Source organism: Paraburkholderia sp. AV2, assembly GCF_054968425.1.
The window spans coordinates 95,461-110,982 of sequence record NZ_JBANLK010000018.1 but is presented as its reverse complement, the minus strand read 5'-3'; the positions used below and the strand labels follow the sequence as shown (position 1 = coordinate 110,982).

Below are 15,522 nucleotides of genomic sequence, written 5' to 3'. Positions count from 1 at the left end.
GCCGCGCTGGCGTTGGCGGTGAGCGGACTGTCGGCACTGGCCGTGCTGCCGGCGGGCGGGCGCGGGCGCCCCCCCGCGCGGCCCCCCCGCCGAAGCTCGGCGAACACAATCATCTGCTGACGAAAGCCCCTCTGGAGACATCTTGAAGCTCGCAACCTGTCTGGATTCTGCCCCGCTCACCACACTGCAACTCGAAGAGATCGATGGACAGATTCTCGTCGTCACGCTGAATCGACCCGACGTCTCGAATGCGATCAGCACGACCACCGGCCACGAACTGATCCGTGTGTTCGGCTCGCTCGAAGCAGAGCCGTCCGCTTATCGCTGCGTGATTCTCACCGGCGCGGGCCAGCGCGCTTTCTGCGGCGGCGCCGATCTCAAGCAGCGCGAAGGCATGACCGACGAGCAGTTCGGCGAGCAGCACTACCTGTTCGAGCGAATGAATCGCGCGCTCACCTTCTGCCCGGTCCCGTTGATTTGCGCAGCCAACGGCTCGGCCGTCGCGGGTGGACTCGAATTGCTGCTGGCCTGCGATTTCGCGTATGCGTCGAAGCAGGCGGTATTCGGCTTTACCGAGGTGAAGCGCGGCATCATGCCAGGCGGCGGCGGCACCCAGCAGTTGCCCCGCACGATCGGCGTGCGCCGCGCCAAGGAATTGATTTTCCGCGGCGCCCGCTTCAGCGCCGAGGAAGCGCTCGCGTGGGGCGTCGTCAACCGGCTGTGCGAACCGGGGCGAGTGCTCGCCGATGCGATCGAGGCGGCACGCGACATCTGCAACAGCGCGCCGTTGTCGGTCAGCCAGGCGAAGAAAGCGATCGACCTCGGCATGCAGGGCGATCTGCGTACTGGGCTCTACGTGGAAATCGAAGCATATAACCGCCTGATCCCGACCGCCGACCGGCTGGAAGGAATCAGCGCGTATAACGAAAAGCGTCAACCGGTATTCAAGGGCCGTTAGCGCGGCGGTCTTCGCAATCCGCGCAGCACAGGACCGGCAGGCACGAACCTGCCGGCTTGACCACCGGCATACCCGGAGGAGACAGGCATGACACCCACGACCGGCAGTTCGCAACACGCTCACGGGGACCAGACCTACGGCAAGATTACCCGACGTCTGATCCCGTTTCTGTTCCTGTGCTATGTCTTCGCGTTTCTCGACCGGATCAACATCGGCATCGCGCAACTCGACATGAAGCACGATGTCGGCTTCAACGATCTCACCTACAGCATCGGCGCCGGCATCTTCTTCCTCGGCTACGTGCTGATGGAAGTGCCGAGCAATCTATTGCTCGCGCGCATCGGCGTGAAGCGCACGTTCTCGCGGATCATGATCCTGTGGGGCATCGTCGCCGCGGCGACCGCCTTCGTGAAGCTGCCGGCTCACCTCTACGCGGTGCGATTCCTGCTCGGACTCGCGGAAGCCGGCCTGTACCCGGGGGTGATCTTCTATCTGACGCGCTGGTACCCCGTCGAGCGGCGCGCCAAGGTCATCGCACTCTTTACGTGCGCGACCGGCATTGCGGGGCTGTTCGGCGGTCCGCTGTCCGGCGCGTTGATGACGTATGCCAATGGTTCGTTCGGACTGCACGGCTGGCAATGGATGTTCATTGCGCAGGGGCTGCCCGCGAGCGTGCTCGGCATCGTCGCGTTCTTCTATCTGGATGACGGTCCGCAGCAGGCGGCGTGGCTGAACGACAGCGAAAAGGCGGTAGTGCTGAACGATCTGCAGCGCAGTTCGAGCGTCAGCGCCACGCATGCGGAACACACCTTCGGCCGTGCACTCGTCGACTTTCGCGTGTACGTGATGGGCTTCGTCTGGTTCACGCAGATCGCGGGCGTGTTCGCAATCGGCTTCTGGCTGCCGACATTGATCAAGGAATCGGGCGTCAACAGCCCGTTGTATGTCGGGTGCTACTCGGCGATCCCGTACTTCGTGAGCTGGGTCGCACTCGTGATGCTCAACCGCAATTCCGACCGCACGATGGAGCGCCGCTGGCACTGCGCGATTGCAATGCTGTTCGGCGCCGCCGGCCTCGTGGCGGCGGGCTTTACCGGCGGCAATCTGGCGCTGTCGCTGGTAGCGTTGTCGATCGCGACAGCCGGCATTCTCGCGCCCAATCCGCTGATCTGGGCCATCTCCACCGATTACATCCGCGGCAGCGGCGCGGCCGGCGGCGTGGCGATCGTTAACTGCATCGGACTGCTCGGCGGCTTCTTCAGCCCGATGATCATCGGCTCGATCAAGACGCTGACGCACAGCATGTCCGGCGGCCTCGCCGCCATCGCCGTGCTGATGACGCTCGGCGCTGTCGCGGCGATCGTCTTCGCGCCGCAGACCTCGGCGGCCACCGACGCGCATCGTCAGGCGGACGAAAGCCAGCCCGAGGGTGGGCAGCCGGTGGCCGATGCGACGCCGTGAAGAACGCCATGCAGCGTGACGTCACGCAAACCCGCCTTTAAGGAGCAAAGGACCATGGATAACAGGGAAACGGCGCAGGTTCGGGAAGTCGGCCTGCGCGATGGGCTGCAGATGGTCGGCACGATCCTCAGCACCGCCCGCAAGCTGGATTGGTGCGCGCGCATGGTGGATGCCGGCGTGACCGAGATCGAAGTCACCTCGTTCGTGCCGCCGAAAGTCGTGCCGCAGTTCGCGGATGCGGTCGAGGTCGCGACAGGCGCGCTTGCCATCGACGGCCTGCATGCGGCCGCGCTGGTGCCGAATATGAAGGGTGCGCAACGTGCCTTCGACGTCGGTCTGCGCAAGGTGCACTACGTGCTCTCGGCGAGCAACGAACACAATCTGAAAAACGTGCGGCGCAGCACCACGGAATCGGTTGACGATTTCGCGCGGATCGTCGCGGAGCGCGATGCCAGCCCGCTGCCCGGGGTGCGCGACGTCGTGCTCGGCGCGGGTGTCGCGACCGCTTTTGGCTGCACGATCGCCGGCAAGGTGGACGAAGCCACCGTGCTCGGTCTCGTCGATACGTTGCTCGAAGCCGGTGCCGACGAGATCACGATCGCGGATACGGTCGGCTACGCGAATCCTGGACAGGTGCGTGCGCTGTTGCGCAAGGTCTGCGCGCTGGCGGGCACAGTGCCGGTGGCGTGCCACTTCCACGATACACGCGGGCTGGGTCTGGCCAACGTGATCGCCGCACTCGATGCCGGCGTGCGCCGCTTCGACGCGTCGCTCGGCGGTCTTGGCGGCTGTCCGTTTGCGCCTAATGCGACGGGCAACATCAATAGCGAAGACACCGTATTCCTGCTCGAATCCGAAGGGTTCGATACCGGCATCGACATCGGCCGGCTGCTGGCGATCCGGGAAACGATCGCCGCGTGGCTGCCGGGCGAGCCATTCACCGGCGCGATCGCACGGGCTGGTTTGCCGAAAACCTTCGTACCTTCGCAAGCCGTGACGGCATGAGGCTTCACCCAGGTTGGCCGTCATTCACCGGATGACATGAATCGACCTGCCGTCACCTCGCGCTATCGTGGCGTCTTTCCCGTCGTCACGCCATCCTTCACCTGTCGGGCACGTCAATGGTCATGGTGATGCCCGCCGCGCTGCTGGCCCGCGCGGCGACGGAAGTCGGCCATATCGTACTTCGAGAGCCCTGCCGGGGCCGCTGACGCCGCTCAAGCGGCCCGGCCAGCCAGCCGTTCGAGCAGATCGACGAGCAGGTCGGGGGCCAGCACCATCGCATCGTGTCCCGTGTCGAGCGTTTCCCAGCCCCAGCCGTCGCTGGCGCGAATCCGTTCGCGTACCAGCGCGAGCGTGTCGTACGACGGGTTCGCGCAATGCACATAGGTGCGCGGCAGACCGTTGCCCAACGCATGGCGCAACGTGAGCCGCGACTGATACGTCGCGAGCGGATGCGGCGTCAAACGGCGGCGCACCCACGCGGCGAGCGGATGGTCGTCGGGAATGCCAGTACCGGCAAGACCGTTCACCGGCATTCCAAGCCTTTGCCCGCTTCCCTCGACCGCCGCGAGGCGTTCGGCGACGACGCTGCCCGGCAACACGTCCATAGCCGATTCGCCGCTTTCGACCAGCAGGCTGTCAAGACACACCAGAGCACGAATGGATTCGCGCCGCCGGTCCGCAACGCCGGAGGCCACGAGGCCGCCGAAGCTATGCCCGACCAGCACCACGTCTTCCAGTTCTTCCGCCTCGAAAAGGCGTTCGATGTCGGAGATCGATACGTCGAGCGACGTCACCGCTTCCAGCAGGTGGCGCCGCTCGCCGAGCCCGGTGAGCGTCGGTGCGAAGGCACGGTGCCCTCGCGCAAGCAGGCGCTCCATCACGAACCGCCAGCACCAGCCGCCGTGCCAGGCGCCATGGACCAGAACGAACGTATACCCCTGCTGGTGCCCCGCCTGATCGGCAGCCGATACGGTTGATGTTGCTTGATGCATGCGAGTGCCTCCATCGGCAACCCTGATAGTGGATCCATCGTCAGCGCTTCTCGAAGACTGCGATGACGCGCCCGCTCCGGTCTCTCCGCAGCAGAATCGTTGTGCGAACCGTGACGACCAGCGCCCATCTCCCAGCGTTGCGCAGGACGACCAGACAGCCGCTCCGCCATCTCGGCGACCATTGTCTGGTCGTCGCCACTGAGCCTGGCAAGCAGCGGCCTCACATACTTCCGCTGATCGCGTGAGCATCGCGTCGATGGGTGATCGTCGAATTTCGCGTCGGTGATTTTTGTTCTGGATAACGACGCATTGGAAAAAATTCCGGTGTTTCTACGCCCACTCGACAACAACCGACAACTCCCGCAAGCGTCCTACTCTTGTCCTTCGGCCTCGGTCTTCTCCAGCATTCGCATGGCGGCCTTCTCGGCATTCGCCACATGCAGACGCGCGGCTTCCTGGGCCGCGTCGGCATTGCGCGCCTTGAGCGCCTTGTAAAGCCGGTCGATTTCGCGCAGGCTGCTGGGCAGGCGATCGCGGTGCATCAGCGAGGTCGCCCGCAGCAGATTCACGCGCGAATAGAGACTCGTCAGTATCTCCTTGATAAGCGCGTTACCGCAGTTATCGAGCAGCACGTCATACAGCGCGGCCTTTGCCTTCAGCACGCCAGCCTGGTCTTGCGCCGCGGCCTGCGCGCGCAATTCCTTCGCCGCCTCACCGAACCGGGCGATTGCCGCATCGGCTGCCAGCCGCGCAAATTCGTGCGCGGCGAAGCCTTCGAGCAATCCGCGCAACGCATACAGTTCCGCCGCTTCCTGTCGTGACATGACCGCGACGACCGGCCCTTTGTGCGGCACGCTGCGGACCAGCTTCTCCGCTTCCAGCCGGCGCAGCGCTTCACGCACCGAGGTCCGGCTCACACCGAGCGTCTCGCACAGTTCACGCTCGATCAGTCGCGCGCCGGGTGCGAAGCGCCCGCTCATGATCGCCTGCCGTAATACGTTCTCGACCTGGTGGCGCAGTGTCTCAGGCCTTACAACGGCAATCTCGATCGACATAATGTACTCCCGTCCGACAATTCAAACCGTTCGCATCATACATGGAATGTCTTCGAATTATCCAGGATTGCGCCTCTCAACAGCGCCACGCCGGTCAAAAATCCGCAGCCAGATCGACGTTCTTCGTCTCCTTCAGGAACAGCAGCGCGATGACGAACGAACCGACGATCCACGCCACCGGATACCACAGCCCGAAATAGATGTTGCCCTGTTGCGCGGACAACGCGAACGAGATTGTCGGCAGCAGGCCACCAATCCAGCCGCTCGCGAAATGATACGGAAACGACATCGACGTATAGCGGATTCGCGTGGGGAACATCTCGACGAGCGCGGGCGCGGTCGGCGTCAACGCGAGCGTCATGAGCGCGAGCAGCACGACCAGCAGCAGAAACACCATCGGCTTGTTAAAGCGTTCCGGCGAGGCCTTGCGCGGGAAGCCAGCGGAGTCGAGCGCCTGCCTCAAGCGCGCGGCAAATGCCGTCGACTTCGCCTTCGCTTCGCCCGCCGCGAGACTTGATATGTCGTAGGCCTCGACGGCATCGCCGCCGATATGCACTGTCGCCGGTTGGCCCGCCGGCGCGTCGTGGGTTTCATAGCTGACGCCCGCTTCGGTCAGCGCTTCGCGTGCGATGTCACACGAACTCGTGAAATGCCGCGAGCCGAGCGGGTTGAACATGAACGAGCAGGATTGCGCGTCGGCGCCGACCCATACGGGCACGTTCGCCTGCGCCTCGGCAAGCGCGGGATTCGCGTAGCGCGTCATCGCGTGGAAAATCGGGAACAGCGTGAGCGCGGTCAGCACGAAGCTGATCAGCAGGATCGGCTTGCGTCCGAAACGGTCGCACAGCCAGCCCGATACCAGAAAAAGCGGCGTGCAGACAAGCGTTGCCAGCGTGACGACGACGTTGGCCGCGGTCGCGTCAACCTTCAGCGTATGGGTCAGGAAAAAGGTCGGATACAGTACGGCGGTGTAGTACACGCAGGTCATGCCGCCGCAGATCGCGAAGAGCGCGACCAACAGCCGCTTCAGATTCGCCAGATCGAAGAACGTGTCCTTCAGCGGCGAGCGCGACAGCCGGTTCTCGTTCTTCAACGCCTGAAACGCCGGAGACTCTTCCATCTTCATCCGGATAAGTACCGAGACCACGAGCAGCAGGATCGAAAAGATGAACGGAACGCGCCAGCCCCAGGTGTCGAATTGCTCGCCGGTCAGCGCGCGCGTGGCAAGCACGACCGCGAACGACATCAGCAGGCCGACGGTGCCGGTCGCCGAGATCCACGAGGTATTGAATCCGCGCCGGTTCTTCGGCGAATGCTCGGCGACGTAGGTCGCGGCGCCGCCGTATTCGCCGCCCAGGGCGAGCCCCTGCAGCATGCGCAGCCCGATCAGAATCACCGGCGCGGCAATGCCGATGGACGCATAACCCGGCAACAAGCCGACGCCAACCGTGGACAAGCCCATGATCGCGATCGTCACGATGAAAGTGCGCTTGCGGCCGATCCGGTCGCCGATCCGGCCGAACACCACCGCCCCCACCGGCCGCATGATGAAACCGACCCCAAAGGTCAGCAGTGCAAATATAAATCCCGTCACCGGATTCACGCCGGCGAAGAAGCGGCTCGCAATTACCGTTGCGAGCGAACCGTACAGCGTGAAGTCGTACCACTCGAACACCGTGCCGATAGAGGCAGCCGCAATGACCCGCACCGTCGAGGTGCTCATGCCTTCCGATACCTGCGTGCCATTGCGAGCGCTTGCCACGTCCGAACCCATCATTTTCTCTGTCTCCTGCCTGTCGTGTCTGGAAAGTACCGCGCGTGCGGGCCACGCGGACATCTCGCGCCTCGCGCCGGCCCGTGCCGCTACATCGTCACGATCTGCCGGACCGCCCTGCCATCGCGCAAACGGTCCATTCCGGTGTTGATCTCGTCAAGCGGCAAACGATGCGTGACGAGCCGGTCCACCGGCAAACGGCCGCGCCGGTACAGATCGAGGTAGCGCGGCACGTCGCGCGACGGCACGCTACTGCCCATATAGCTGCCGCGAATCGATTTCTCGTCGGCGACCAGCGAGACGGGGGGAATCGAGAAAAGTGTCGATGGCGGCGGCAAACCCGCCGTCACCAGTTCGCCGCCGCGCCGTGCGATCGCGTAGCCGAGTTCCAGCGCGGCGCCCGCGCCGGCCGTCTCGATCACCACCTCGACGCCACCGCCCGTCGCATCGCGCACCGCTTCGACGACGTGCCCGGACTTCGCGTCGAATGTCTCGGTCGCGCCGAGTGCGCGCGCCAGTTCCAGCTTGTCCGGGTTCACGTCGATCGCCACGACACGCGACGCGCCGGCCGCGAGCGCACCCAGTAGCGCGGCGAGACCGACTCCGCCCAACCCGATCACCGCCACCTGCGAACCCGGTGCGATACGCGCGGCGTTCACCGCCGAGCCGACGCCGGTCAATACCGCGCAGCCGAAAAGCGCGGCTTCTTCGAGCGCGATCTCCGGGTCCACCTTCACGAGCGAATACCTCGATACGGTTGCGTACTCGGCGAACGCCGAAATGCCCGAGTGATGGTTCAGCGGCTCGCCATTGCGCGACAGCCGACGGCCGCCGCCAAGCAACGAGCCAGCCGCGCCGGCAATCGCGCCGGGCTCGCACAGCGCCGGGCGGCCGCTCGCGCAGGGATTGCAATGGCCACATGCGGCGACAAACACGGACACGACGTGATCGCCCGGCTTCAGATCGGTCACATGAGGTCCGATCTCCTCGACCACGCCGGCGGCCTCGTGGCCGATCACCATCGGCAACGGCCTGGGTCGCACGCCCTCGACCACCGACAGGTCCGAATGGCAAATACCCGCCGCGACGATGCGGATCAGCACCTCGCCCGGACCCGGCGGCGCGAGCTCGACCGTTTCAATGGAGAGCGGCCGCGTCTCGGCGTAGGGCGCCGGGAGGCCAGACCGGTCGAGCACTGCAGCGCGTATCTTCATCATATGGTCTCCTTAATTAATTGAAAGGACAGCGGGACCGGTGCGAGTCCATCGCGCTCACCGGGCCGGCTGTTCCCCGGCAAGACCTGCGGGATAAGCGTTCACGGAAGCCGCTTATCCCTGGTCCGCTGTCAGTTCCGCCTCGTATGCGCGGATCGCCTCGCTTGCAATCCGGAACGCGGCCAGCGCGAGCGGCACGCCGCAATACACGCTGGCCTGCATGAGCACCGCACGGATCTCGTCTTTCGTCACGCCGTTGCGCAGTGCGCCACGAACGTGGACCGCCAGTTCGTGGTGCTGGCTCATCGCGGTGAGCATGCCCAGATTGAGCAGACTGCGAATCTTGAACGGCAAGGTATCGTCGCCCCATATCTCGCCCCAGCAGTATTCGGTGACGAGCTTCTGCATCGGCCGGTTGAAGTCGTCCGCGTTGGCCCATGACTTCTCCACGTGCGCGGCTCCCAGGACCGTCTTGCGGTTCTCGAAACCCCTCTTGAAACATTCGTCGCGTTCCATTGCATTTTTCCTTTGTGGTTCATGACGGGCGATCAGCGGTCGGGCAAGGCGCCATGCTGCATGGTTTTCCCGACCCGTTGCCCGGCAATGAATCCGGTGAATTTTCCCGGTAATCAATGCGGCTCGTAGCCGACCAGCGCCTTCGTCTCCAGATACTCCCGCAGTCCGGCCTCGCCCCACTCGCGGCCGTTGCCCGAGCGCTTGTAGCCACCGAACGGAGCCTGAAAGTCGACCGGCGGGTAATTCAGGTGTACGCCGCCCGCGTGTATCGCACGCCCGACTTTGCGCGCGCGCGCGAGGCTGCCCGACTGCACGTACGCGGCCAGGCCGTAATCGGTATCGTTGGCAATCGCGATCGCCTCGTCTTCGGTGTCGTAGGGCATCATCGACAAAACCGGCCCGAAGATCTCCTCGCGCGCAATGGTCATCCGGGGCGTCACGTCGGCAAAGATGGTTGGTTTGACGAAGTAACCGCGCTCGATGCCCTCGGGCCTGCCAATCCCCCCCGTGACGAGCCGTGCGCCTTCGTCGATGCCGGTCTGGATCAAGGTCTGAACCCGCGTGAACTGATTGCGGTTCACCAACGGTCCTAGTTGCGTCGCGGGATCGTCGGTCGGGCCGGTGCGATAGCATTCGGCCGCCTGCTTCGCGATCCGCGCGGCATCGTCCATCAGTGCGCGCGGCACCAGCATGCGCGTCGGAATCGAACATGACTGGCCCGAATTCGTGAAACACGCGCCCACGCCGCGCTTCACCGCCTCGGTGAGATCGACATCGTCGAGCAGGATGTTGGGCGACTTGCCGCCCAGTTCCTGCGCAACACGCTTCACGTTGTCCGCGGCCATCTTCGCGACGAGAACGCCGGCCCGAGTCGAGCCGGTGAACGACACCATGTCGATGCCGGGATGCGATGCGATCGCCGCGCCGACACCCGGGCCATCGCCGTGCACGAGATTGAACACGCCCGGCGGCACGCCCGCCTCGTCCAGCACCTCGGCAAACAGCCACGCGCTGACCGGCGAGTACTCGCTCGGCTTGAGCACCATCGTGCAGCCCGCGGCCAGTGCGGGGGCGATCTTCACGACGATCTGATTGACCGGCCAGTTCCACGGCGTGATGAGTCCGCAAACGCCGATCGGCTCCAGCACGACACGCGTGCTGCCGCGCTGCGTTTCGAACTCGAAACGCTGCAGTACGTCGATCAGCGCGCGCAGGTGCGCCACTCCGCGAACCGCCTGGCCGCCGCGCGCGAACGCGATAGGCGAACCCATTTCAATGCGCATCGCCTCGGCGAATTCGTCGATGCGGCGCTCGTAGATATTCAGGACGCGCTCGAGCAACACGACGCGTTGCTCGACGCTCGTTGCGGCATAGCCGGGAAATGCACGACGCGCGGCATTCACGGCGCGCTCGACATCGTCCGCGTTGCCCATTGCGAGCTTTCCGAACGGCGTCTCGGTTGCGGGATCGACCAGTTCGAACCACGCGGGCGCCGAGGGCTCCACCCATTTTCCGTCGATGTAGAACTGCGTTCCTCGTTGCATTGCAAAACTCCTGATTGGCGGCCGCTCAGGCCTCGTCGGCGAGCAGGCGGTACATCTCGGTGTGATCGGTCGCGGGCGTGGAAAGCGCCGCTGCGTCGCTCCACAGGCCGACGCAGGTCACGCCGAGTTTCATCGGATAGCGGACTGCCTCGGAGAGCGCGCGGGCGATCTTCAGATCCTTGTTCATCAGTTGCAGCGCGAAGCCGGATGCGAACGTGCCGCTCAGCATGAACTGCCGCACCTTGTTTTCCGATGTGTTGCTGCGCCCCGTCGACGCATTCAGCACGTCGTTCATGACAGCCGGATCGATGCCGAAGCGCTCGGCGACATGAAGGGCTTCGACCGTCGCTACGAGCCCCGCCGCGGAGACGTAGTTGTTCAGCGCCTTGGCCGCATGTCCGGCGCCGGCTGCGCCGATGTGCAGCACGCTCTTGCCCATTGCGTCGAGCACGGAACGGCAGCGCTCCAGCACGGCCGCGTCGCCGCCCACGAGGATCGCGAGTGTGCCGTCGGTTGCGCGCTTCACGCCACCGGACACGGGAGCATCGAGATAGTCGAGACCGGACTCCGCGAGCGTCTTGCCGAGGCGGCGGGAGCGCTCCGGCTCCGCCGAACTCATGTCGATCACGACGCTGCCTTTTTGCAACCGCGCCGCCCAGCCCGCCACGCCGCCGTCGCCCGACAGGACCCGCTCCACGATCTCCGAATTGGGCAACATCGTGATCAGCACGTCGAGCGACGCGGCACTCCCGGGGGTCAGCCGCGCAATGTTGGGCAGCTCAGCCAGCGTGTTCACGCGCGCTTCGTCGACGTCGTCGATGAACAGCTCGAAGCCCGCGCCCACAAGACATTTCACCATCGGCGCGCCCATCATGCCGAGTCCGATAAAGCCGATTTTTTTCGGTCGTTTCATGATTCTTTCCTGCCAAGCGATAAGGAATACGTAATGTTTCCGAGTTTCAACGCAGCGCCGAATAAGTGGTCGGCGTCAGAAAAATATTCTCTATGCGTTCGACGATGGGCTTGTCCGCTTCGCTCGCGGCACGCTTCTCGATCCATTCGGGATCCGCCTGGAATGCGTTCCACCTGGCCTCGCGCTGTACAAGACTTTCCCATTTCAGCAGATACGTCAGCGAGTGATTGCTCGGTCCGATCAGCGTGGTCCAGAAGCCTATCTGCTCGATTCCGTACTTGTCGAAAAAGCCAAGCGTGGTGCTGGTGAAACGCTCGTGTAGCGCCGGTAGCCGGCCCGGCGCGCAGTGATAGATCCGCATTTCGACAATCATTGGTTTCTCGCTGGCTCACTATGAACAAGGGATAACAGCGGCGCGCACCGCAAACTACGTACGGCTTTCGCGGTCGGAAAGCAGGCTGGACGATGACCGCGCGTTGCGCCGGAACGCGTGAAAAACCGGGTCGATCGGGCGTGCATGCCGGTCTGTCTCCATCCTGATGCCGAAGGCCAGCACTCCCGTAAAGTGGGCCGGCTCGTGTCGTTTCTATTTTCGTGATTATATTCTTGTCGGACAATCGGTCAAGAATATAAATGTACTTTTTCGCGCCGGCCGGACGACGGCTTGGCCGTGCCGCGCAAAAAAAAGGCCGCCGGGCAATCCCGGCAGCCTTTTCCAGCGCTGCGGCCTCATTCCGGACAAGCCGTTACATATCGGACGGAATCGCTAACCCCGCTTCTTCGCGGTGGCGAAGATGTCGACCCGATGCGACTCGCGATACAAGAACAACGTCACGACGATGGCCAACGCCGTCCAGAACAGCGGATACCATAGCCCCGCATAGATATTTCCGCGCGCGGCTGCAATCGCGAACGAAAGCGCCGGCAGCAGCCCGCCGATCCAGCCGCTTGCAACGTGAAACGGAATCGACATCGACGTATAGCGCAATTCCGTTGGGAACATTTCCACGAGAATCGCCGCGATGGGCGCATAAGTCAGGCTCATCACGAACACGAGGTAAAGCACGAGCAGGAGCACGGGCAGGAAACGGAACTGCTGCGGGTCGGCCTTCAGCGGATAACCGGCCTTCACGAGCGCGGCGCCGATCGCCTTGTTGAATCCTTCGGCCTGCGTTTTCAACCCGACGGCGTTCAGGCCTGTGGCGTCGAAGCCCGCAACCACCGTGTCGCCGATCGTCACGGTCGTTTTCGCGCCAGGCGCCGCCGGCGCCACCGAATAGTTGGCCGACGCGCCGCCCAGCGTCTTGCGCGCGACGTCGCAAGCATTGCTGAACGTGCGCACGCCGACCGGATCGAACATGAACGCGCACTGCCGCGGGTCGGCATGAATCACAGCGGGACTCGCGGCCTGCGCCTCGGCAAGCGCGGGGTTGGCGTAGTGCGTGATGGTGCGGAACACCGGGAAAAGCGTCAGCGCGGCCAGCAGATAGCCGGCCAGCAAGACGGGCTTGCGGCCGAAGCGGTCCGACAACGCGCCGCAGCCGTAGAGCATTGGCACGGCGGCGATCATTGCGATCGCGACGATCAGGTTCGACGTGGTCGCGTCGACCCGCAATACGCGCGTCAAGAAAAACATCGGATAGATGACGACGACGTACCAGACCACCGTCATTCCTCCGCAGACGCCGAACAGCGCGATCAGCACCTGGCGCAGGTTGCGCCCGCGCAGCGCGTCGCGCACGGGCGCGCGGGAGAGCTCGCCAGCCTTGCGAGCCTTCTCGAATGCCGGCGACTCGTCCATGCGCCGGCGCAGCAGCAGCGACACGACGAGCAGCACGATCGACAGCGAGAACGGCACGCGCCAGCCCCACACGAAGAAGTTCGCGCCGGTCGCAACGCGTGTCACGATCGTCACGATCAATGCGCCAAGCAGGCCCGTCGATGCGGTCGCCTGGATCAGCGCCGTATTGCGGCCGCGATGCCGCTGCGGCGAATGCTCGGCCACGTAGGTCGCCGCGCCGCCGAACTCGCCGCCCACCGCGAAGCCCTGCAGGAGCCGCGCGAGAATCAGGATCACCGGCGCGGCGATGCCGATCGACGCGTAACCCGGCGTCAACGCCACCGCGCAGGTCGAAAGTCCCATCAGCGACACGGTGGTCATGAAGGTCTTCTTGCGTCCGATCATGTCGCCGAGCCGGCCGAACACCACGGCGCCGAGCGGCCGCACAACGAAGCCGACCGAGAACGTCATCATCGCGAAGATGAACGCCGTGCCCGAATCGATGCCGGTGAAGAAGTTCGCGGCAATCACGTCCGCGAGCGAACCGTAAAGCACGAAGTCATACCATTCGAACACGGTTCCCGCCACCGCGCCCGCCATGGCCCGCTTGTCCTTGCGCGACAGCTCGAGGCTGCCCCGCACCATACCGACATCCATCGCTGTCTCCTGTGTCGACCGCCGCTCGCGCCCTGCCGCCCGCGCCGGTCTCATGCACGACCATTGCCGCGGCGGTCTTCGCGCTGCCTGCCGCCTTACGTGCGTCTCATGATGGGCGAGTTATCAAACGAATCCTACCTGTACCTTGCCCAGCACCCCGAAGTCCACCACCATCGAGTTGCCGGCGGCGACTGCCATCGGCGCGACACAGGCCCCGGTCGTCACAATGTGGCCCGCCTGCAGGCCCTCGCCGATGCCGTTCAGTTCGTTCGCGAGCCACGTCATGGCGATGCGCGGATCGCCGAGCACGTTCGCCCCGCTGCCTTCGCCCGCCAGCGTGCCGTCGCGATACGCGCGCACGCCGTGGCCGACCAGGTCGATCGATCGCCAGTCGGCCGGCGTCGCTCCGCTCACGACGAGCCACGACGCGCAGGCGCCGTCGGCGATCAGCTGCAACGCGCCCACGCTCGCGAAGTCGCGGTAGCGCGAGTCCGGTACCTCGATCGCGAGATGCAGCGTATCCACCGCGTCCATCACTTCCTCGCTGCGATATGGCTCGGCGCGCGGCGGCAGCGCTCGCTTCATGCGAAACGCGAATTCCGCCTCGGCGACATTCATCACGTTCGATCCCATCGGAATCGCGAGGCCGTCCGCGATCACGCGCTCGGACAGAAGCCGCGCGGCAATCGGCCCGTCCACGCCGATGTGCTTCTGCCCCGCTGCGCTGGTCGCGGCGATCTTCCAGCCGGCAACCTGCCGCCCCGACAAGCGTGCCACCTCGCGCTGCACCGCGTAGGCGTCGGCACGGTTGTCGGGCCGGCACGCAGCCGGCAATGCGTCGAAGCGCGTTGCGTGGTCGAAATGTGCCCACAGCGCGCGGGCCGCTTCATTCAGATGTTGCTGGTTCACGTTGGCTCCCGTCTCGATCAGTCAATGCATACCGCCCAAATAAGCCGCCCGCACCGCCTCGTTGTCGTGCAGGCTCGCGGCCGGCCCTTCGATCGTGATCCGGCCGTTCTCGAGCACATAGCCGTAATCGCTTACCTGCAATGCCGCCGCCGCGAACTGCTCGACGACGAGCATCGTCACGCCCTGTTCGCGCAGGCGCTCAATCGTTCTGAAAACTTCCTCGACGAGCAGCGGCGCCAGTCCCATGGACGGTTCGTCGAGCAGCACGACCTCGGGATTGAGCATGATCGCGCGCGCCATCGCGAGCATCTGCTGCTCGCCGCCGGACAGGGTGCCCGCCAGTTGCGCGGCGCGCCGGCGCAATACCGGGAAGAGGTCCATCGCGCGCTCCAGGTCCTCGCCGATATCGCCCTTGCTGCGTGCGCCGATGAAGCGCGAGAACGCACCCAGCTCGAGGTTGTCGCGCACCGAAAGCGTCGGGAACACGCGCCGACCCTCCGGACTGTGTGCAAGGCCCAGTCGTGCGATACGGTGCGCGTCGAGGCCGGTAATGTCGGTGCCGTTCAACACCACGCGCCCGGCCCGGGCATGCACCATTCCGGAAATCATCCGCATCGTCGTCGTCTTGCCGGCGCCGTTCGAGCCGATCAGGCTCACAACGCTTCCCCCCGCGACGACCAGCGAAATGCCGTGCAGCACCTCGGTGGAACCATAACCAGCATAAGCGCCGTCAACGATGAGCAT

The 15,522-nt window shown here is 64.7% G+C and carries 14 protein-coding genes; 3 read left to right on the top strand and 11 right to left on the bottom strand.

Going from position 1 to position 15,522, the window contains the following annotated elements; all coding sequences use genetic code 11:
- The first annotated feature begins 142 nt into the window (after positions 1 to 142).
- From V8683_RS15125 to V8683_RS15115, 3 genes are all read left to right on the top strand, one after another.
- Positions 143 to 958 carry an enoyl-CoA hydratase-related protein gene (locus tag V8683_RS15125; RefSeq protein WP_027796644.1) on the top strand — a complete coding sequence of 272 codons (816 nt, stop codon included), beginning with the start codon at positions 143 to 145 and terminating at the stop codon, positions 956 to 958.
- An 87-nt stretch (positions 959 to 1,045) separates the two neighbouring features.
- Entirely contained in the window at positions 1,046 to 2,419 is a 1,374-nt protein-coding gene (locus V8683_RS15120) for an MFS transporter (protein ID WP_411186718.1), read from the top strand.
- A gap of 54 nt (positions 2,420 to 2,473) precedes the next feature.
- Positions 2,474 to 3,424, top strand: coding sequence for a hydroxymethylglutaryl-CoA lyase (locus tag V8683_RS15115; RefSeq protein WP_411186720.1), 951 nt, complete (start codon positions 2,474 to 2,476; stop codon positions 3,422 to 3,424).
- 212 nt (positions 3,425 to 3,636) lie between these two features.
- Here the strand turns inward: V8683_RS15115 and V8683_RS15110 are convergent, their stop codons facing one another.
- The 11 genes from V8683_RS15110 to V8683_RS15060 form a co-directional block, all read right to left on the bottom strand.
- Positions 3,637 to 4,416: an alpha/beta fold hydrolase gene (locus V8683_RS15110; protein ID WP_411186722.1), complete on the bottom strand. Its 780-nt coding sequence runs from the start codon at positions 4,414 to 4,416 to the stop codon at positions 3,637 to 3,639.
- Between the two features lie 371 nt (positions 4,417 to 4,787).
- Positions 4,788 to 5,471, bottom strand: coding sequence for a GntR family transcriptional regulator (locus tag V8683_RS15105; RefSeq protein WP_411186724.1), 684 nt, complete (start codon positions 5,469 to 5,471; stop codon positions 4,788 to 4,790).
- A gap of 94 nt (positions 5,472 to 5,565) precedes the next feature.
- Positions 5,566 to 7,245, bottom strand: coding sequence for an MFS transporter (locus V8683_RS15100; RefSeq protein WP_411190428.1), 1,680 nt, complete (start codon positions 7,243 to 7,245; stop codon positions 5,566 to 5,568).
- Between the two features lie 89 nt (positions 7,246 to 7,334).
- Positions 7,335 to 8,459, bottom strand: a complete 1,125-nt coding sequence (locus V8683_RS15095) for a zinc-dependent alcohol dehydrogenase family protein (RefSeq protein ID WP_411190429.1) — start codon at positions 8,457 to 8,459, stop codon at positions 7,335 to 7,337.
- 114 nt (positions 8,460 to 8,573) lie between these two features.
- Positions 8,574 to 8,975: a carboxymuconolactone decarboxylase family protein gene (locus tag V8683_RS15090; RefSeq protein ID WP_411186726.1), complete on the bottom strand. Its 402-nt coding sequence runs from the start codon at positions 8,973 to 8,975 to the stop codon at positions 8,574 to 8,576.
- 113 nt (positions 8,976 to 9,088) lie between these two features.
- A complete protein-coding gene (locus tag V8683_RS15085; RefSeq protein ID WP_411186728.1) occupies positions 9,089 to 10,519 on the bottom strand; it encodes an aldehyde dehydrogenase family protein in 1,431 nt (476 codons plus the stop codon).
- Between the two features lie 25 nt (positions 10,520 to 10,544).
- Positions 10,545 to 11,432 carry an NAD(P)-dependent oxidoreductase gene (locus V8683_RS15080; protein WP_411186730.1) on the bottom strand — a complete coding sequence of 296 codons (888 nt, stop codon included), beginning with the start codon at positions 11,430 to 11,432 and terminating at the stop codon, positions 10,545 to 10,547.
- 46 nt (positions 11,433 to 11,478) lie between these two features.
- Complete coding sequence (locus V8683_RS15075; RefSeq protein WP_411186732.1) at positions 11,479 to 11,805, bottom strand: NIPSNAP family protein; 327 nt, start codon at positions 11,803 to 11,805, stop codon at positions 11,479 to 11,481.
- 393 nt (positions 11,806 to 12,198) lie between these two features.
- A complete protein-coding gene (locus tag V8683_RS15070; protein ID WP_411186734.1) occupies positions 12,199 to 13,869 on the bottom strand; it encodes an MFS transporter in 1,671 nt (556 codons plus the stop codon).
- Between the two features lie 123 nt (positions 13,870 to 13,992).
- Entirely contained in the window at positions 13,993 to 14,778 is a 786-nt protein-coding gene (locus V8683_RS15065) for a 2-keto-4-pentenoate hydratase (protein ID WP_411186736.1), read from the bottom strand.
- Between the two features lie 21 nt (positions 14,779 to 14,799).
- Positions 14,800 to 15,522 carry an ABC transporter ATP-binding protein gene (locus tag V8683_RS15060; protein WP_411186738.1) on the bottom strand — a complete coding sequence of 241 codons (723 nt, stop codon included), beginning with the start codon at positions 15,520 to 15,522 and terminating at the stop codon, positions 14,800 to 14,802.